Below are 18395 nucleotides of genomic sequence, written 5' to 3' on the forward strand. Positions count from 1 at the left end.
TATTGGAATCTAACAATGTCTTTGCATAAATAGCGAAAAACGCTAGTGCTGGTTAGCTTTAACTATTAAATGGTGGCTGGATCGCAAGGATGGTATGTCGCTGTGGGCTGTCGACGTATGCCGCGATGTCGCTGGTCATGACATTGGCCGAGGCCAGGGATTCGCAGGCGTGGGCAAGCAGGCTTTCGTTGTTTTGGTCTGGAGTGACCTGGAACATGGTGCTGGGTTTGTGGGCCTTGTCGGCGTTGGCGGGTGGTTTCAGGTAGTGGTCCTGCGCACGGTCGGCGGCGTCGTGGCGTTTTTTTTGAGTCGGGGGATTGGTAGGGGGAAGTGCTTTCGGTTTCGGGGGGATTGGGTGTTGGTTTGAACATGGTGGCGCGCCGAATGAGAAATGGAGCTGCCTTGCTTGCTCGCCGCGACGCAATGCAAGGAGGCAGCTGTACGCAGGTTCGCGGACCGAGCCATTCGGAAAACCCGGCATACCCGAGGGTATCCCGCGCACAGCCACCATCAAACCAAGCGGCAAGCGCTTGGGCCGGCGATTATGCATCAAATCGAATGAACTGCTCGGGCCGCGACGCCCGTTCGCTGAATTTGCAGCGACCCCAGAGCCTATCCAGCCGATTTCCGAGGCACAACCGACGCGACTTGTCGGAAAACTCCGCGCCACTTTCAACGTCTGTAGGACAAGCACCTTTCCTAAAGAGCAAACACTTTTCAACCTGTGGGAGCTAGCCTGCTAGCGATGGGGCACTTTCAGTAAACACAGATGTTGAATGTCAGGCCGCAATCGCTAGCAGGCTAGCTCCCACAGGAGATTCGCCATTTTAAGCAAATTATTTGGCACTAACCGGCCGGCATCACCAGCTATGGGATTGCTTGTCCAAATAAGTCGTAGTGCAGTTATTTTCTAAAGCCCGCTGGAGAGTAATAGTTACACGCAACAACTTCAGATGATTCATAGGGAACTGATGTGACTGGTCCATTTGCTTCGCAAATATCAAGAATTTTTCTAAATAACTCCCCTGGTGCATAGGCTCGCCAGTACATGTCCTTCTTCGTATTTGCTTCGCAACTATATTCGCCAGGCGTCACTCCGATAGTCTTCAGCTCACTCAGCGCTTTATTGCAATTGTTTGCCTTGTCTGTAATTACGTCGGCTTTAACAATTGAAGCAGTCAGCGCCATAATGGTTACCAAGAGCGCAGCGCCCCTGTTTCTTATATTGTTCATGATTGATCTCCTTGAATATTTAATGCGGCTTCCGGAACCAGGGCTCAGGAGGTGCGCAGTTACTTTTCTGGCAACAAGTACTATTAATGCGACTGCATCCTCATCTTTTTTTGAAATGGGTCGCTACTGTCATAGTTGACAGTTTTTTAGCCCGTTTTTGCTGGGTTTTGATCGGGTTTATGCTCTTTGGGTTTTAATGCGGAAGGGGCACTGTTTCCTGAGTCGTTAATATTCCGCTTCGGATTAGTCTTTATCTCGAATGCGTATTGAATACCTGTCAACTCTGACAGTTGACGGTTTTTATAACGTTGTACGACATTGGTAGGGCGATTTCTCACACTAGGGAAGTGCGCAAAATCAAGGAGATAAACTATGAGTTACCCTATTACGACAACCTATCGAGGCTGGATCATCTTGGAACATGATCCTGCCAACTCAGGCTACCGTTTCCAGATTGTCTACTCCGGTGGGAAACCTGGCGGTCTGTTTGCATCGTTGGCGGATGTACAACAGTCAATCAAAGCTCAAATAGCCGCGAGCAAAAGAGGATAGCCTTCATTGGTGCCATATGCTCTGCCGTGGATGGAGTATTTTGGGCGCTCCTCTATGTAAAAAGGCGCCACCCTTCACAAGGTGGCGCCTTTGTTTTACCGCCGTTAAATCTTATTCCGGCAGCTTGTACGCAATGATGTAGTCACCCATCTTGGTGCCCAGCGAGCCGTGACCGCCAACAACGAGCAGCACGTATTGCTTGCCGTCCTTGCCGGTGTAGGTCATCGGAGTCGCTTGGCCGCCTGCTGGCAGGCGCGATTTCCACAGTTCTTTACCGGTATTCACGTCATAGGCGCGCAGGTACTGGTCGAGGGTGCCGCTGAGGAAGCCGACGCCGCCGGCAGTAACCATCGAACCGCCCATGCTCGGTACGCCGAGGGTGAAGCCGATCGGGATTGGCGAGCTGTCGCGGCTGGTGCCGTTCTTGCGTTTCCACACGACTTTGCCGGTGGTCAGGTCGATACCGGCGACGTAGCCCCAGGCCGGGGCCTGGCACGGTACGCCCAGTGGCGACATGAACGGGTGCATGATCACCGCGTATGGCGCGCCAGTGTTTGGCTGCACGCCCGAGGTTTCGCTCTCGCGCTTGCTGCCGGCTTCGACTTGCTCGCGTGGCACCATTTTCGAGACGAAGGCCATGTAGTTCGGGCTGGTGAACAGCAGCTGGCGAACCGGATCGACCGAGACGCCGCCCCAGTTGAACACGCCGACGTTACCCGGATAGATCAGGCTGCCCTGTTCCGATGGCGGGGTGTACTGGCCCTCGTAACGCAGTTCCTTGAACTGGATGCGGCACAGCATCTGGTCGAACGGGCTGGCGCCCCACATGGCTTTTTCGGTCAGTTCCGGGGCCAGCAGGTTGAGGTCCGAACGGGCCTGGGTCGGTGCGGTGTGGTCGCCTTTCACGGCGCCTTGCGGTACCGGGATTTCCTTGATCGGAATGATCGGCGTGCCGTCACGACGGTCGAGGACGTACAGGCTGCCCTGTTTGGTCGGAGCGATCAGCGCAGGTTTCACGCCGTCGGCGGTTTTCATGTCGAGCAGGGTTGGCTGGCTGCCCACGTCCATGTCCCACAGGTCATGGTGGGTGAACTGGTAGTTCCAGCGCACTTTACCGGTGGCCAGGTCCAGGGCAACGAGGCCGGCGCTGAATTTCTCGGCGCCCGGGGTGCGGTTGCCGCCCCATTGGTCCGGGGTCTGGTTGCCCAGTGGCAGGTAGACCATGCCGAGTTTTTCATCGACGCTGGCCAGCGACCACATGTTCGCCGAGTTGCGGCTGTAGGTTTCGCCCGGGGCCAGAGGCTCGGTGGCGTCCGGCTTGTCGCTGTCCCAGTTCCACACCAGGTGACCGTCGCGCACGTCGAAGGCGCGGATCACGCCCGATGGCTCGTTGGTCGATTCGTTGTCGGTGACGTGACCGCCCATGATCACCAGATCACGGGTGATCGCCGCTGGCGAGGTGGAGTAGTAGCCGCCGGCGGTGAACGGGCCGATGCCTTGGGTCAGGTCAACCACGCCGTTGTTGCCGAAGCCTTCGCAGATCTTGCCGGTGTCGGCGTTCAACGCAATCAGGCGCGCATCAGCGGTTGGCAGGTACAGCCGACGCGGGCAGGCCTGAGCAACGGCCTGGCCGGCTTCGGAGATGACAGCGGAACCGGCGTTTTCAGACTTGGCATAGGCGGCTTCGTCGTAATACGAAACGCCACGGCAAGTCATGTGGGCGAAGCCCTTGAAGCCGACCGGGCTCTTGATCTGTGGATCGAAGCGCCAGATTTCCTTGCCGGTGTCCGGGTCCAGTGCCAGCACTTTGCTGTGCGCGGTGCAGGCGTAGACCATGCCGTTGGCTTTGAGCGGGGTGTTTTCGTTGGTCAGCTCGACCGGGTCATCGGCAGTTGGCAGGTCGCCGGTCTGGATGCGCCAGGCTTCCTGCAACTTGCCGACGTTTTCCGGGGTGATCTGCTTGAGCGGCGAGTAGCGGTCACCGAACTCGGTGCGACCGTACGCTTGCCAGTCGCCATCCGGCATGGCCGGTGCGGTGCTGGTCATGTCCGCGCTGTCGCGGCCCAGTTCGCCGAAGGTCTCGCCCGGGTGGGTGAACAGGCTGGCCAGAGCGGTAACGCCGGCCAGGATCACAGCAATGGTCAGGCCGCCAGTGCCGATTTTCGCCGGGCCGTTGAGCAGCAGCGGGCGACGGAACCACGGCAGCAGCATCACGAAGCCGAGGACAAACCACAGCGCCAGACGCGGCACCAGTTGCCACCAGTCCAGACCGACTTCCCACAATGCCCACACCGTGCTGGCAAACAGCACGATGGCGTACAGGCCCAGCGCCGCGCGGCGACGCATCAGCAGCAGGATGCCGCTCAAAGCGATGCCGATACCGGCCAGCAGATAGTAAAGCGAGCCGCCGAGCATGCTCAGCTTGACTCCCCCGGCCAGCATGGCCAGGCCCATCAGTAGAAGCAGGATGCCGAGCAGGCCCGTTAGCAGACGGCCCCGACTCGAAGCACTTTCGGTGCTCATAGTGTGATTCTCCGTGACGTTTATGTAGTCCCGCGCTGTAGTCACTTTAGATGACGATTTGGCGCAGGCATGGTTCAGATAAAAACTTGTTCGGCTAACGAAATGCATTCCTGTGGGAGCGAGCCTGCTCGCGAAAGCGGTGTATCAGGCAACACTGCAGCGACTGACAGGCCGCCTTCGCGAGCAGGCTCGCTCCCACAGGGGGTAGCGGTGATCTTTAGAACGACGACTGGATCTTGATTCCGCCGATCAGGGCGTCGTCGACGTCGTTCACGCCACCTGGGTGGCGGATGTATTGCAGGTTCGGGCGTACGGTCAGCCAGTTGGTCACGTGCACGCCGTAATACAGCTCGGCGCTGTATTCGGTGTCCTGCGGTGGCAGGAACGCCGGATTGTCGTAGTCGTAGACAGCATTGGCGCGGTTAGTCATTTCGGCGTTCTTGCGATAGGCCGGGTTGACGTGCACACGAGCGAGGGCAAAACCGATGTCGTCCTTGGCGCGGGCATCGAACGGACCTTTGTAGGTCAGGCCGGCCTGCACGTAGTTGTCGATGGCGTTGGTTTTCTTGTCATGCATCGTCGCGTTGGCGAACAGGCTCAAACCGCGCGAGTGGTCGCTGGCGATACTGGTCACCTGCTGCTGCACGCCCAGCCATACGCCGTGCTTGCTCGAGGCACTGCGATAGGCTTCGCCGCTCAGCGCTGCCGGTTGGCCGTTCTGGTCTTTATAAACGTCAGAGGCCTTGGCATTGCTGTAGTAGTAACCGGCGCGGTATTCGCCCGGCAGGCCGTTGAGCTTCGGCGTCCACACCAGTTCGACCGGCAGGATCGCGCCCTGGGTGCCGCTGCCGCTGAGTTTGAAGCCGTTGCCGCGATCGAGGTTTGACGGGTTCTGCTCGTAGGCGCCGACCTGCGCATACAGCTCGGGCGTCAGGTGATATTTGACCCGCAGCGCCCATTGGCTGACCGGCCAGTTGTACCAGATGCCGCCGACCCAGTTGCCGACCTGCGAGCCGCAGAACGCGAGGTTCTGGAAGTCGCAAGGGAAGCTGTTGAAGTCTTCGCCTTCGCCGAAACGGCCGACTTTGATGTCGAGTGTCTGATCGAAGAATTTCTGCTGATACCACATCTGCGTCAGGCGCGTGGTCTGGCCACGGCCCCAGACTTCCTGGGCGGAAGTGAAGCCGCCAACGCGCGGGTCGTTGATGCGGTCGTTGCTGATGTTGTTGCCGCTGCGTTTGGTGATGGTCAGCTGAAATTCGGCGTCGTTCCAACCGAGGATCTTCTGCAGATCCAGATGGGTGCCGAGGCCGAACTGGTCGCTGTAGCGGGCAGTGCGGTCGTGATCGTAACCGCCGTGCAGATTGCTGCCCATTTCGCCGGTGTAATCGAGTTTGAAGTCGTAGCCTTTTTCCGCAAGTTCTGTGCGCGTGCCGTTCCAGTCACCGAGCATGTACGGTGATTCACTGTCGAAGGCCGGCGCCGCGTGGGCACAGGTCGCCAAGCCAAGGGCGGTGCAGCCGCCAAGGGTGCGCAGGGCAGAGATAGCGCTGTCTCGGGAGAAGCAAAAGTCAGGCATGAAGAAGTCTTTTTTTGATGTTTTTTCGAGTGCAGGCCGAGCGCTTCAGATTGTCGCAGGCAGTGAAGCGTTTCAGCGGAAGGGCGGCAGGATAATGATCTGTAACAAATTGAGAAAGCGCTTTTGCAGACATGCAGCGTTTCGGATTCGGTAACAGTGCGGCAAACGGGCGCATTGTGAGCCGGGCCACAGCCTGCGATCTTCCCGGGTTGGCCTACATTTGAAGACAGGCCTTCCACCCGCTCTGCCCCTCGGCTAAGGTGCGCGGCTTCTGCATATCACTTCGCCCAAAGGCCCGGCATGAACGAACAATCCCCCGATCCGCTGCACGGCGTGACCCTCGAACAGATCCTCAATGCACTGGTGACTCACTACGAGTGGTCGGGTCTGGCGGAGCGTATCGACATCCGTTGCTTCAAAAGCGATCCGAGCATCAAGTCGAGCCTGACCTTCCTGCGTAAAACCCCGTGGGCGCGGGAGAAGGTCGAACGCCTGTACGTGAAGCTGATGCGCACCAAGCGACCGCTCTGAGATGGACAGCGCGAGGCGCCAACGCCTGATCACCGGCCTGGCCGTGTTGGGCTGGGCAGGGCTGGCAATTCAGCTGTACCTGATTCTCTTCGCACGATTGAGCATCGGCGCCAGCCTGCTGGGCGGGCTGGTGAGTTTCTTCAGCTACTTCACCATATTGACCAACACCCTGGTGGCGACGGTGCTGACCTGCGCAGTTACCGAGCGCGAATCCGCCGCGCGGCGCTGGTTTCTGCAACCGTGGGTCAACAGCGGGATCGCGGTGAGCATCGCCGTGGTCGGTCTGGCCTACAGCATCCTGCTGCGGCACTTGTGGCACCCCGAAGGCTGGCAGTTTGTTGCCGACGAATTGCTCCACGACGTCATGCCATTGCTGTTTCTTGGCTATTGGTGGTACTGCGTCCCCAAAGGCACGTTGCGCTTGTGGCACTTGCCGCTGTGGCTGATCTATCCGCTGGTGTATTTCATCTACGCCTTGCTGCGCGGGCATCTGCTCGGCGCCTATGCGTATCCGTTCATTGATGTGGCGGTGTTGGGATATCCACAGGTGCTGGCGAATGCCGGGGGGATATTGGTGGGATTTGTGTTGGTGGGCCTGCTGATCATCGGTCTCGACCGCAGATTGTCCGCACGAAGTTGAGATCCAGTGTGGGAGCGAGCCTGCTCGCGAATGCGGTGTATCAGTTTGCATGGATGTTGACTGACACACCGCTTTTGCGAGCAAGCTCGCTCCTACAGGGGAATTGTGGTCAGAGGAAAATCACTCCTCGTCAGAGCCCTCGGCGCGCCAGTAGCCGACAGCCTTGATGAACTGTTCATCGAGCCCATGCTCATCGATCAGCACCCGGCGGATCTGCCGCGAGACCTTGGTCTCGGTCGCCACCCAGGCGTAAAGATTGCCCTTGGGCACCTGCAGTTGTTTGACCGTCGTCAGCAGGTTGTCCTTGCCACCTTCACGCAGCACCCAGATCACATTGAACTGCGCCGCGCTTTCCAGCACTTGCTGCTCGGCACCGTTTTCCACTTCGATCACCACGAGTGCCCGGCGATTTGCCGCCAGACCTTCGAGGCGGCGGGCGATGGCGGGGAGGGCGGTTTCGTCGCCGATCAGCAGGTAGCTGTCAAAGATGTCCGGCACGATCATCGAACCGCGCGGCCCGCCGATATGCAGGAACTGCCCCGGTTGCGCCTGCTCGGCCCATGTCGAGGCAGGGCCGTCGCCGTGCAGGACGAAATCGATGTCCAGCTCCATTTTATCCAGATCGTAACGACGCGGGGTGTAGTCGCGCATCTCGGGCATCGGCCCGTTGTCCTTGCCGGCGCCCAGTTGCATCGTCTCCAGCGCCGCCGCTTGTTCGGCGTTCTGCGGGAACAGCAGTTTGACGTGATCGTCCGTGCCCAAGCTGATGAACCCGGCCAGTTCCGGCCCGCCGAGGGTGATGCGGCGCATGCGCGGGGTCAGGTCGGTGACGCGCAGCACTTCAAGCTTGCGCCGTTTGATTTCGTGCATCACGCGGTGAATGGTTTGGTTATCGACTGCAGTCATTCGGCTTTCTCCGTGGCAGGTTGAACGGCAGGGCCGTCGACGATGGCTTTGGCGGTGTCGTTGAGCAGGTCACGCACGCGCAGGATTTCTTCGGCGCTCCAGCGCCCATGGTGCAGCTGCAAGGCATGGCGCAGGTTGTGCACCGCTTCGTGGATTTCCGGCGGGCGATCATGGCCGCGCAGCGAGCGCTTGCTGACGTCGATGCGCATGCGTACACCGTCGAGCGCCACCGCTTGTTCACTTAAAGACAAACGACCGGCGTCGGTGACGCTGTAACGCTTTTTGCCGGCCTCGGCATCACCGGCGATCAGGTCGCTCTCTTCCAGAAACGTCAGGGTCGGGTAGATCACCCCGGGGCTGGGGCTGTAGGCGCCGTCGAACATGCCTTCTATCTGGCGGATCAGGTCGTAACCGTGGCAGGGCTGTTCGGCGATCAGCGCCAGCAACAGCAATTTCAAGTCGCCGGGGGCAAAGACTCGCGGACCGCGGCCGCCGCGTTCGCGACCGGGGCGCTTCTCGAAGCCGTCGCGGCCATCGCCATGCTCGCGGTGGGGGGAATGATGGTCTCTCATTTCGCTTCTCTCTCGTCGTATTTAGATACAACTTAAGATATATCTTAAGCGCTGTGCAAGACGTTTTTAGCCTCTGGCGACGCTCGACGGACGAGCGGTCAGCGTGAAAAAAGCCACAAAACTCTTTCCGATCAAAAATAAAAAGGCGTGACCTTAAAGTTAAAGTTATCGCTCTAGTTGTGCTTGAGTATATATTCTAATTTCGCGCAAGTTGCCGCGTTAAAGCGGCTAAGTTGCTGTATGGTTTTTTGCCTGTAACTGTGTGTAGGGCGCAACTTACAGCGAATGTTGCAAGTATCTTTTTTTTGTTCTTTTTTCTGGCGGGGTGTGGGGTTGTTTAACTACGAGTTTGTCGGAAGTTGCCTGCTTACATTCCAGAGGCAACAGTCGATGATGCCCGGCATTGAAAGTTCAAGTTGCTTCAGCGGTCGACGAGCAAAAGGTTTATGAACTTTCAATGACACCCCCTTATATAAAGCAAACAGGTACTGAACGATGTTCAAGAAAATCGCAATCGCTGCTCCACTGGCTCTTCTGGCAATGTCCTCCACGGCCTTCGCTGCGAATGAAGCGTCGCATACCATCAGTCTTGTCGCCACAGTGCCAACCACCAGCTTCTATGTGGTGCCGGTCGACCCTGATCTGGTCAACAAGGACCAGGACATGAGCTACAACCCTGCCACCGGCAAAATGACCGAGGTCAAAGGTTACTTTGACGTACGTAACACTGACGGCTCCGTTCACGCCAGCCTCAATGGCATCCCTATGCTGCAATCGGGTGTCGATCAGATTGCCCTGGACGTTGAATTCAACGGCAAGGTTCTTACCCAAGTGCCACAAATGGTTGTGGGTGAAGATGAATCCGACAGTACCTACCGCGCATTGCTGAAAATCGCTCCGCGTGCCAGCTCCACATACGCGCCGGGTGATTACACCGGAACTATTGCAATGGTTTTCGATGCGGTACCTCCGGTCGGTTCGCGCTGATCGCATGATCGCCTGCTAGACGCCCACCTTCGCCGTGGGTTTGACCGACGGGGCAAACATCCGTGTTTGCCCCGACGGACTTTCATTGTCTGAAAATCAGAGTACGAGTTCATGTTCCCGATGACACCCATCGCGGCTGCGCTTGCGCTGTTGTTCTGTGCCAGCGCAGTCATGGCTTCCGACGCCACCGGTACCACGCCACGCAGTTTGCTGGCGCAGGCCAAAGGCTTGCCGGCGGATTTCGAGGAGCATTTCTTTGATGTACCGCTGGCGGTGCGGGTCGAAGTCGATCAGCAGCCGCTGGGCGAAGCCATGGTGGTGCTGTCGCGAGATGACCGCATCACGCTTCTCGAATTCACCGATACCAGCGAAAACCGCTTTGGCCCGGCCGAGCGGGAAAAGTGGGCGAGCTACCTCAAACCCGGTGTGCCTCTGGGCGCGTGCCGCGGTTCATGTCCCGATCAGTTTCTGGCGGTGCACTACAACCTGCAAAGTTCGCTGGTTTCGATCCTCACTGAAAATGCCGAGCGCGATGTTCAGGCCAAGCGTTATTACGAGCAACCCGATGGAGGCAGTCGTGGCCTGATGGTGCGCAATCAACTCAATCTCAATGGCGGCCAGGATCAGGATCTGGGTGGGCGCTTCGGCCTGGAAGCCAGTTCCAGTCTGGGCAACTGGAGCCAGACCCTCAACCTGCAAATGGCCCGGCTCGGCGGTCCTGACACCAAGCTGTATCACGCCGTGCATGAGCTGCACACCCAGCGCGAACTGCAAGGCAGTTTCTTTCGCCTGGGCTATTTCACCCCCAATTCCGAAGGGCTGATGCGTCAGCCGCGCACGTTCGGCACCAGCCCCGACACCGCTGTAGGCCTCATGTATGGCAGCTCCGACAGTCTGGCGATCAACACGCCGATGCCGAGCGTGTATCCGATCTACGTGACCGCCAATCGTCAGGGGGCGGTGGAAATCTGGCGCAATGGTTTGCTGATCAACACGCAATCGGTGCCCGCCGGTCTGCAGTCGCTCGATACGCGGCCGCTGCCGGGTGGCATTTACGAGGTGGAGGTTCGCCTGATCGAGGACGGCCAGATCACCTCCACCACGCAGGAACTGGTCTACAAGCCGAGCAACTGGCGCAACCTCGATGAGCGCTGGCGCTACAACCTATTTGCCGGCGAAGAAAGCAAACTGTTGAGTAACTGGGACAAGCAAAGCAGTGGCAGCCCGACCGCCGGTGCATCGCTCAACTATCTGTTGCATCCGCGGGTGATTCTCGGCGCTTCGGCGCGGCAGATTCGCGAAAAGCTGCAGTACGGCACATCCATCGACTGGACGCTGGCCAACCACCTCAGCCTGTATGCCAATGTCTACAAGACCGAGGATTACGGCACCGGTCTGGATCTGCAAAGCCTTTACAACTACGGCGCGGGCAGTCTGGTGATCAGCCACAACCGCAGCTGGCTCGACACCACCAACACCTACGAAACGCTGCCCGACGGCACACGCGTTCGTCCGCGTAACGTGTTCGTCGGCCAGACCAGCAATTCATCGCTGGCGCTCAATCATCGGGTGAGCAGCAAGAGTTCGGTCAATGCCCGGGTTTCGCACAGCGAAGGCAATGTCGAAGGCATGGGCCTGGATCTGGGTTGGACCCAGCGCACGGTGCTGCTGGGCAGTGATGCCAGTTGGCGCCTGTCGGTCTTTGATCGTCCGGGCAGTTTCAGCAGCGGCGATGCGCGCAACCGCGGGATCGATCTGAGCATCAATCTGGCGCTCGGCGCGCCCGGTCAACAGCTCACCGGCAGCATCGGCTCACGCACCGCCCGTGATGGCGAACGTGACAACAACGCCTCGCTCGGCTGGCGCAAGGATTTCAAGGATCACGTGCTGCAAAGCGTCTCGGTCACGGCGCTCACCGATACCTACGGCCTGGGCATGTCCAGCCTGGCCAATTTCCGCACCGATGCGGTCAACGGCGATGGCTTTATTCAACGCTCGTCCTACAACGGCAATTTCACCGGCGGCCTCAACCTCGACAGCACGCTGGTCGTTGGTGGCGAGCAGATGCTCATGACCAATCACAGCGAAGTGCGCGGCGCCGGAATGATTGTCGATGTCGAATCGGACATCGACGACATCGTCCTGCGCGCGGACGACTATAGCGGGAGCAGCGCTGCCTTGAAGCCGGGGCGCAATTTCATCCCGATCACGGCCTATCAGAACAGCTCCGTGAGCTTCGACTTCGAGGGCAATAACGTGCCCGCAGCGACCATCGAGCCGGCGCGCACTCGCTATCACCTGAACAAGGGCGGGGTGGAGTACCGCAAGATCCGTGTGATGAAAACCCTGACAGTGCTCGGTCGCCTGATCGATGAAGCAGGGCGGCCGCTCAAGGGCCATCATGTGATCAACCATGCCAGCCGTGGCGTCACCGAGGTCGACGGGTTCTTTTCAATGGAGATGAACGCCGGTTCGCCGACCCTCGAAATCCGTCGCGATAATCGCTTGCTGTGTCAGTTCCGCCTCGATGCCAACCAGTACCGCAGTGAAAACAACGTCCTGATGATAGGCGATCTGCGCTGCACGCCAGACACCGTGGCCGACGTCGGTGTCACCGCGCAGAAGGCGGGCTGAACCGATGACCAGGTCCACATTTGGGCGACACGCGCACCAGCAATATCAACGCTATCCGGGAAGCCGACGTATGAACGTGCACGCCGGCGCCTTGTTCCTTTTTTCATGGAGTTGAAGTGATGAACCGTGGTTTTTTGCTGGGCGTGCTCAGCGTGTTTTGCCTGACGGCGCAGGCCGGGCCGCAGATCAATGTCGGTACGGTGTACGACTATATGGATGGCGACAAGAGCACCTATCTGAAACGGGTGTTCAACAGCGGCGATGCCACCGCGTTCGTCAAGGTAAACGTTCTGGAGATTGTCTACGATGCCGACGGCACGCCGAAGGAAATCCCGGTTGAGAACGCTGCCGACGGCGCTTCGCGCAACGGCCTGATGGCCAGCCCGGCGCGGCTGATCGTCCCGGCCGAGGGCATGCAGGGCACCCGCTTGCTGTACATGGGTGAACGCGATCGCGAGCGTTACTTCCGCGTGCGCTTCGTGCCGGTGGTGCCGGAAAAGGAAGACGAGTTCGCTGTCAGCCAGGAAGAACGGGAAGACTACAAAAAGGCACTGACGGCCGGGGTCAACGTGATGACCGGTTTCGGCACGGTGTTCTTCGTACGGCCCAGGGAAACCCGGTTTGCCACGACGATCAATGAAACCGACAGCCGCTACGAACTGCGTAATGACGGCAACACCGTGGTGATTGTCGACGAGTTCAGAGACTGCTCGTTGAGCGACGAAACCGACTGCGGTGTGACCACCAAACACCATGTGCTGGCGGGCAAGACGTTCGCTTTCGACAAGGAGAAGGGCCGTGGATACCGCTTCTTCCTGATCGAAGGCAGCGAGAAGAAGAACCTGACGGTCAGCAGCCGCTAGGTCTGCTTTCATTGACGCAACGGGTAACCAACATGATCAAGCAATGCTCCGTCGTCGCGCTGATAGCCGCGGCGGCTCTGGCCAGCGATGCGGCCTGGGCGGCTCGGGAAGCACACACGTTCGAAGTGACAGTGGAAGTGCCGAACCGATCGTTCTACATCATTCCCGCGGTGCCGGACTGGATTCACCGACCGCAGCGGCTCGACTGGAATCACTCGAACTCAAGCCTGAGCAGTGTGCGCAAGTACTTTGATGTGCGTCACGACACCAGTGCGATTGAAGCGCGGCTGGAATCCGCGCCCTACCTTTCGAACGGTCGGCCGGCAGACGATATCAGTTTGCGCGTGACCTTTAACAAGGTGGAGCTGAGCGCCGAGATGGCGCCGCGCGAGGTGGTGTCGCAGGCCGAGGCCGCTGCGGGGACACGGGTGCTGTTGCAGATCGACCCGATCAGCCCGGAGGGCGGCTACCGCCCCGGGGATTACGCCGGCAACGTGCTGTTGCTGTTCAGTGCCCGAGCGCCTGGCGAGTGAGATGGCTCGCGCAATGCTGGTATCGAAGTATTTTCTGGAGACCACCCATGATTTTTTCTAGCGCCCCGGGCATCCGCCCATGGATCGGATTGCTGTTGACGTTGTTCAGCGCTGCGGCAGCGGCCGAAGTGCACAACATTGATGCCACCTTCGAGCCGGACTTTGCCAATCCGCAAAAAAATCAGTTCAAGAATCAGACCCCATCCCAGGGTTTCTGCCGTCAGGTACCGGCAACGTGCGAGTCTTTGGGGCTGTTCAGCCTGATCGCGCAAATTCCGTTCGCCTCCAATGCACCGATTCAGGCCAACCACGCCGATCCGCGCCAGGGTGGCATGGCCAAAGTGCCGTCCGACTGGAGGACTGTTTCGGTGACCAACGCTGCCGGTGATAGCCACGTTGTCGAGGTGAGAATCGCCGGTGTTGGTCACGAGGCGGGCTTCCCGTTGTCGGTCGTCGAGCTGACCGGAGGCGGCTGGTGGGATGACTTGTGGGAGGGCGGCGGCTGGGTCTACGCTCCGCCACCGTGTCTGAGTGTCGGTACCCATACAGCGGGATATCATGGTTACAACAGCTTCTGGAGAGTTCCGGAAGGGGCGGGGGCCTGCGCCAAGAAAGCTCAGTTCGATATACCGCTTGGCATGAACTATCAATATTTCGTCTTTGCCTACGAACTGCGCACGCCGGATCCGCTGAAAATGGATGCTGGCGACTACACCGGTGCCATTACCTACACCGTCGGTCCGAACATGGATTTCGACATGGGCGATGTGATGATCCCGAACGACTCGATTCTGATCCTCAATTTCAATTTGAGGGTCACGCACACCATGAAGGTCGATATTCCTCCCGGCGGCAACCGCGTGGCGCTGCAACCGGTGGGCGGTTGGCAGTCGTGGCTGAACGAGGGCCGCAAGCCGACCCGGCTGATGCGTGACCAGACGTTCAATATCTCGGCCTCGAGCCGCTTCAAGATGAACATCGAGTGCCAGTACGTCTTCGTCAACGACTGCTTGATACGGGAATCGGGCACCGGCCATGTGGTACCACTGGAAGTCAGCGTCAGCCTGCCCAACGGGCTGACCGATGGCGCCGGACAAGCGGTCAATCGCCGGCGATTGCTGATTGATGGCACGGGCACCGAGTTGTTTCAGCCGAGCTTTTATCTGGACCGCAAGGTGGGCACGCTGCATTTCGAAGTGGCCCGCGATGCGGTGGAAAGAATGATCAGGGAAGGGGAAGCGCGCAGCTATTCGGGCAATGTCACGGTGATCTGGGATTCAGAGGTAGGTTAAGCGCGATTCCGGTCAAGCAGCCCATGCCAGTCTGGCTGCGTTCAGACGCTCCATCGGGCCCCAGCGTCTTGCGCGGCTGCACGGGGCCAGCCTGGCAGGACTCCTCGGTCTTTGCGACAGAAGCAAGAGCAGCAATGCGATGTCATCCGGACAGGATCGCCAACTGCGCCGGCCCGGTGGTAACCACGGGTGGATTTTCCGCCGGACGACATTGCGAGTCACTGCCCGGTTGCAGATACGGCGTGAGAATCGGCGCCATGCCCTTGAGCACTTGCGTGGGCAGGGCCGAGGTGAACTTGAAGTTCTCTGCCGAGCGCCCCGGGACGAACGCGGTGAGGGTGCCGAAATGGTGATCGCCGATGTAGAACACGAAGGTCGCGGTGCGGTTGATCGACTTCGAACTGATGATCCGCCCGCCGGAGCCGATCGCCGCAATACGGTTGTCGCCGGTGCCGGTCTTGCCGCCCATGGCCAGCGGCGTGCCGTCGGGCAATTTGAAACTGCCGGACAGCCGTTTGGCGGTACCGGCATCGACCACTTGCGACAACGCCTCGCGCATGGCCCGGGCCACTTCCACCGGCATCACGCGTTTACCCACGTGCGGGTCGTTGACCAGTCTGGTTTCGTACGGCGTATCGGCGGCGAAATGCAGGCTGTCGATGCGCAACGTCGGCATGCGCACGCCGTCATTGAGAATGGTGCCGATCAGCTCGGCGAGCGCGGCGGGACGGTCGCCGGAACTGCCGATGGCGGTGGCCAGTGACGGCACCAGGTGATCGAACGGGTAGCCGACTTTTTGCCAGCGCTGATGAATGTCGAGGAACGCTTCGATCTCGAGCATGGTGCGAATGCGGCTGTCGCGCGCGCCTTTGTGCCGGCTCTTGAACAGCCAGCTGTAGACTTCCTGGCGTTCGAAATGGCTGGCCTTGACGATCTCGCTGAAGGTCGCTTCCGGGTGATGCAACAGATAACCCATCATCCACAGATCCAGTGGATGCACCTTGGCGATGAAGCCCTGATCAGGCAAATCGTAACTGCCGGGCCCATAGGAATCGTAGAGGCGGATCAGGCGGTCATCGGTGAGTTTCTCCTTGAGCTTGGCGCCTTTGAGGTGGGCGCGAACAAAGCTGTTGAAGTCTTCCTGGCTGGCATCCGGCAACAGATAACGGTGCACCGCCGCCATGCGAATCGGCGTCGGGCGGATGCTGTCGAGGAAAGTTTCCAGGCGCGCCTGGGTGTCCTTGTTCTTGTACTTCTTCCAGAACTTGAGCAGGAACGAGGTGCCTTCGCGGTCGGCGAAACTGGCCAGGTATTCCTGGCGGCGGGGGTCGCGGTCATCCTTGAGCAATTCGCCGTTGGGGCCTGAGTAGGTGGTGTAACGGACGATGTCGCGCATCAGCCGAATGAACGGCAGGTTGATCGACTCGCGCAGCGAATCGCGCAGGGTCGGCAGGCGACCGTTGTCCTCTTTGCGGAAGTTGTTGAATCTGTGCAGGCCGCCGCCGGTGAAAAACGCCTCGCCGGGGCTGGCCGAGTATTTGCGATCCAGCGCGGCGCCGAGCAGCTTCGACAGATCGTGATCCTTGTTCTGGATCAGGTAGTCGATGACCCAGCGGCTGAGGCGATCCTGATCCGGCACTTCGACTTTTTTCAATTCTGGCCCGCTCATCGCGCCGTATTTGTCGTGCAGCTCCGCGACGATTTGCAGGTACGTGGTCAGCACACGCATTTTCGCCGTGGAGCCGAGTTCAAGCTTGCTGCCTTCGTTGATGTCGAACGGCTGATCGGTGCTGTCGGTCTGCACGCGTACGCGCGAGCCGTCCGGGGTCAGTTCGAACAGGGTGAAGCTGTAGCGCACTTGCGTGGTGCTGGTCGGCGTCAGCAGGCGTTCGCCGAGCAGGCCGATTTCGGCAGCGTAGACCGGATCGGCGAGTTTTTTCAGATAAGCCGTGGCCTGCGTTTGCAGGTCGCCCTGCAGGGTGCTGGTGGCTGACAGGTCGAGACGATCGAGGTCGTAAAGCGGCCGGTTGAGCATGCTTGCCAGGCGGCTGCGGGCAACGCTGATGCCTTTGTTGGTTTCAATCGGCTGCATCGTTGGCTGGGTCTGCCAGTCGCGGTAGGACACGGTGCTTGCCAGCGCGGCGTCGGCCAGAGCGCTGTCGATCACGCCGTTCTGCTTGAGCAGGCGCAGGTGGCTGTCGGTGAGGCTGGCCAATTCCTCGCGGCCCTTGGTCAGGTAATGCGAAGGACGGCGCTGGGCGATCATCAGCGAAAGCATTTCACGCAAGGCCAGGCCTTTGGCGGCCATGGTTTGGGGGTCGGTCTTCGGGCTGTTCAGTTGCTCGTTGGCCTTGTTGAAATCACTGCCGTACCAGACTCGCAAACCTTCGGCCATGCCGTGCACTTCACCGTGGCCGGGTACCGCCGAGAGCGGCACGCTGTTGAGATAGTCGCGCACGATGTTCTGCCGCGAACCGAGGGTCTGCGGGCCATCCTGATAGGCGCGCACGCTGGCGGAAACCATCTGGCGGATCTTCTCCGCGCCCGACACGGTCAGGCCATCGGGCGAGTGGCGATACTTTTCCAGTTGCGTTGCCAGGGTACTGCCGCCGGCCGATTGCCCGGGCAGGCGCAGCAGTTTCGCCACTTGCGACCACGCCGCCATGCCGAAGCGCGGCCAGTCGACCGCCGGGTTGGCCAGCGGTTGTTTCGGGTCGAGGAGAAAGCGGTTTTCGATGAACAGCAAACTGCTGACCACTACCGGCGGAATCGCCGCGAAGTCGGCATACAGTTGCTGCGGATAGTTGTATCGATACAGCGGCGCGCCTCGGCAATCGGTGATCGACAGCCCGGCCTGAATCTTTTCCGAATACGGCACGAACAGGCCTTTGTCGGTGTAACCGAGCAGGGCAGGGGAGAAGCGTGTCTGCTCGGTGATCACGTAATTGCGCTTGAGCAGGCGCGGCAGGAATTCGTCCAGAGAGCTGTAACCCAGGCGCAGATCGAACGGCCCGTTGCCCGGATAACGAATCGCTTCGCTGGGGCCGGGTTCAAGTTTGTAGGTCAGCGAAGCGGCGTACTGGCTCAGCTCCCGCGCCTGGAAACGCGAGGTGCGCATTTCCTTGGACGCAGCGAGTCCCACCACCACCGCAATGATCAAAAACAGCAACCAGAAAGCCTTCCACCCGTGCCGGTTGCGACGGGGTTTTTCAGGGACAGGCGCTTCATTCACACTTTCAGTCTGAACCACGGTTTTACTCGAATCGGTTTGCCACAAAGCGCCCATAGTCGACTGATCCATTCACGCAGATTGATCGGACTTGTCTGAAGCTTAGACGGTGGTTGAAGCCGGTGAAAAAAATGTGAAGAGCGGAGCCGGCGCTTTGTCTGAATAAAACTGGAACAAAAACTGTGGCGAGGGGATTCATCCCCGCTGGGCCACGAAGCGGCACCAAAACCTGCCAGCACGGTTTCTACAGGCCCACCGCGTGTGAGCAAATTGCGCCTGCTGCGCAGCCGAGCGGGGACTCCCTGTGGCGAGGGGATTCAT

The 18395-nt window shown here is 59.4% G+C and carries 13 protein-coding genes and 1 pseudogene; 7 read left to right on the forward strand and 7 right to left on the reverse strand.

Going from position 1 to position 18395, the window contains the following annotated elements; translation table 11 throughout:
* Positions 1-76 precede the first annotated feature (76 nt).
* The 4 genes and pseudogenes from J5M66_RS20980 to J5M66_RS20995 all read right to left on the reverse strand — a co-directional run.
* Positions 77-371: pseudogene (locus tag J5M66_RS20980) on the reverse strand (hypothetical protein); the annotation flags it as partial.
* 532 nt (positions 372-903) lie between these two features.
* Positions 904-1233, reverse strand: a complete 330-nt coding sequence (locus tag J5M66_RS20985) for a hypothetical protein (RefSeq protein WP_207808431.1) — start codon at positions 1231-1233, stop codon at positions 904-906.
* 663 nt (positions 1234-1896) lie between these two features.
* Positions 1897-4308, reverse strand: coding sequence for a glucose/quinate/shikimate family membrane-bound PQQ-dependent dehydrogenase (locus tag J5M66_RS20990; protein WP_123444243.1), 2412 nt, complete (start codon positions 4306-4308; stop codon positions 1897-1899).
* 217 nt (positions 4309-4525) lie between these two features.
* On the reverse strand, positions 4526-5887 hold the full coding sequence (locus J5M66_RS20995) for a carbohydrate porin (RefSeq protein WP_123444244.1): 1362 nt from the start codon (positions 5885-5887) through the stop codon (positions 4526-4528).
* 300 nt (positions 5888-6187) lie between these two features.
* Here J5M66_RS20995 and J5M66_RS21000 point away from each other — a divergent pair, with 300 nt between their 5' ends.
* Positions 6188-6418: a VF530 family protein gene (locus tag J5M66_RS21000; RefSeq protein WP_016773359.1), complete on the forward strand. Its 231-nt coding sequence runs from the start codon at positions 6188-6190 to the stop codon at positions 6416-6418.
* Position 6419: 1 nt separating this feature from the next.
* A complete protein-coding gene (locus J5M66_RS21005; RefSeq protein WP_123444245.1) occupies positions 6420-7058 on the forward strand; it encodes a Pr6Pr family membrane protein in 639 nt (212 codons plus the stop codon).
* Between the two features lie 120 nt (positions 7059-7178).
* Here J5M66_RS21005 and J5M66_RS21010 read toward each other — a convergent pair whose 3' ends face one another.
* Both J5M66_RS21010 and J5M66_RS21015 read right to left on the reverse strand, forming a co-directional pair.
* Positions 7179-7964: a siderophore-interacting protein gene (locus J5M66_RS21010; protein ID WP_123443757.1), complete on the reverse strand. Its 786-nt coding sequence runs from the start codon at positions 7962-7964 to the stop codon at positions 7179-7181.
* Positions 7961-8536, reverse strand: a complete 576-nt coding sequence (locus J5M66_RS21015) for a PadR family transcriptional regulator (RefSeq protein ID WP_016773362.1) — start codon at positions 8534-8536, stop codon at positions 7961-7963. The genes J5M66_RS21010 and J5M66_RS21015 overlap by 4 nt, the downstream gene beginning before the upstream one ends.
* A gap of 495 nt (positions 8537-9031) precedes the next feature.
* On the opposite strand from J5M66_RS21015, the gene J5M66_RS21020 reads away from it, so the two are divergent.
* The 5 genes from J5M66_RS21020 to J5M66_RS21040 all read left to right on the forward strand — a co-directional run bounded on the left by J5M66_RS21020 (position 9032) and on the right by J5M66_RS21040 (position 14845).
* Positions 9032-9523, forward strand: a complete 492-nt coding sequence (locus J5M66_RS21020) for a CS1 type fimbrial major subunit (RefSeq protein WP_125917664.1) — start codon at positions 9032-9034, stop codon at positions 9521-9523.
* A gap of 111 nt (positions 9524-9634) precedes the next feature.
* Complete coding sequence (locus J5M66_RS21025; protein ID WP_207808428.1) at positions 9635-12157, forward strand: CS1-pili formation C-terminal domain-containing protein; 2523 nt, start codon at positions 9635-9637, stop codon at positions 12155-12157.
* A gap of 119 nt (positions 12158-12276) precedes the next feature.
* Positions 12277-13020: a molecular chaperone gene (locus J5M66_RS21030; protein WP_122611907.1), complete on the forward strand. Its 744-nt coding sequence runs from the start codon at positions 12277-12279 to the stop codon at positions 13018-13020.
* A gap of 32 nt (positions 13021-13052) precedes the next feature.
* Positions 13053-13553 (forward strand): CS1 type fimbrial major subunit, encoded by a 501-nt coding sequence (locus J5M66_RS21035; RefSeq protein WP_122611869.1) that lies wholly within the window; start codon positions 13053-13055, stop codon positions 13551-13553.
* A gap of 47 nt (positions 13554-13600) precedes the next feature.
* Positions 13601-14845 carry a hypothetical protein gene (locus tag J5M66_RS21040; RefSeq protein WP_207808425.1) on the forward strand — a complete coding sequence of 415 codons (1245 nt, stop codon included), beginning with the start codon at positions 13601-13603 and terminating at the stop codon, positions 14843-14845.
* A gap of 142 nt (positions 14846-14987) precedes the next feature.
* On the opposite strand, the gene J5M66_RS21045 is transcribed toward J5M66_RS21040, so the two are convergent.
* Positions 14988-18131 carry a transglycosylase domain-containing protein gene (locus J5M66_RS21045; RefSeq protein WP_123443751.1) on the reverse strand — a complete coding sequence of 1048 codons (3144 nt, stop codon included), beginning with the start codon at positions 18129-18131 and terminating at the stop codon, positions 14988-14990.
* Positions 18132-18395 lie beyond the last annotated feature (264 nt).

This window comes from Pseudomonas sp. 67(2021), assembly GCF_017491835.1.
Classification (GTDB): domain Bacteria; phylum Pseudomonadota; class Gammaproteobacteria; order Pseudomonadales; family Pseudomonadaceae; genus Aquipseudomonas; species Aquipseudomonas atacamensis.

Excerpts from the sequence above, each read along its gene's own strand:
- J5M66_RS21015 (WP_016773362.1), bottom strand. The coding sequence starts at position 8,536 with ATGAGAGACCATCATTCCCCCCACCGCGAGCATGGCGATGGCCGCGAC.
- J5M66_RS20995 (WP_123444244.1), bottom strand. The coding sequence starts at position 5,887 with ATGCCTGACTTTTGCTTCTCCCGAGACAGCGCTATCTCTGCCCTGCGC.
- J5M66_RS21010 (WP_123443757.1), bottom strand. The coding sequence starts at position 7,964 with ATGACTGCAGTCGATAACCAAACCATTCACCGCGTGATGCACGAAATC.
- J5M66_RS20990 (WP_123444243.1), bottom strand. The coding sequence starts at position 4,308 with ATGAGCACCGAAAGTGCTTCGAGTCGGGGCCGTCTGCTAACGGGCCTG.
- J5M66_RS21035 (WP_122611869.1), top strand. The coding sequence starts at position 13,053 with ATGATCAAGCAATGCTCCGTCGTCGCGCTGATAGCCGCGGCGGCTCTG.
- J5M66_RS21025 (WP_207808428.1), top strand. The coding sequence starts at position 9,635 with ATGTTCCCGATGACACCCATCGCGGCTGCGCTTGCGCTGTTGTTCTGT.
- J5M66_RS21005 (WP_123444245.1), top strand. The coding sequence starts at position 6,420 with ATGGACAGCGCGAGGCGCCAACGCCTGATCACCGGCCTGGCCGTGTTG.
- J5M66_RS20985 (WP_207808431.1), bottom strand. The coding sequence starts at position 1,233 with ATGAACAATATAAGAAACAGGGGCGCTGCGCTCTTGGTAACCATTATG.
- J5M66_RS21040 (WP_207808425.1), top strand. The coding sequence starts at position 13,601 with ATGATTTTTTCTAGCGCCCCGGGCATCCGCCCATGGATCGGATTGCTG.
- J5M66_RS21020 (WP_125917664.1), top strand. The coding sequence starts at position 9,032 with ATGTTCAAGAAAATCGCAATCGCTGCTCCACTGGCTCTTCTGGCAATG.
- J5M66_RS21000 (WP_016773359.1), top strand. The coding sequence starts at position 6,188 with ATGAACGAACAATCCCCCGATCCGCTGCACGGCGTGACCCTCGAACAG.
- J5M66_RS21045 (WP_123443751.1), bottom strand. The coding sequence starts at position 18,131 with ATGGGCGCTTTGTGGCAAACCGATTCGAGTAAAACCGTGGTTCAGACT.
- J5M66_RS21030 (WP_122611907.1), top strand. The coding sequence starts at position 12,277 with ATGAACCGTGGTTTTTTGCTGGGCGTGCTCAGCGTGTTTTGCCTGACG.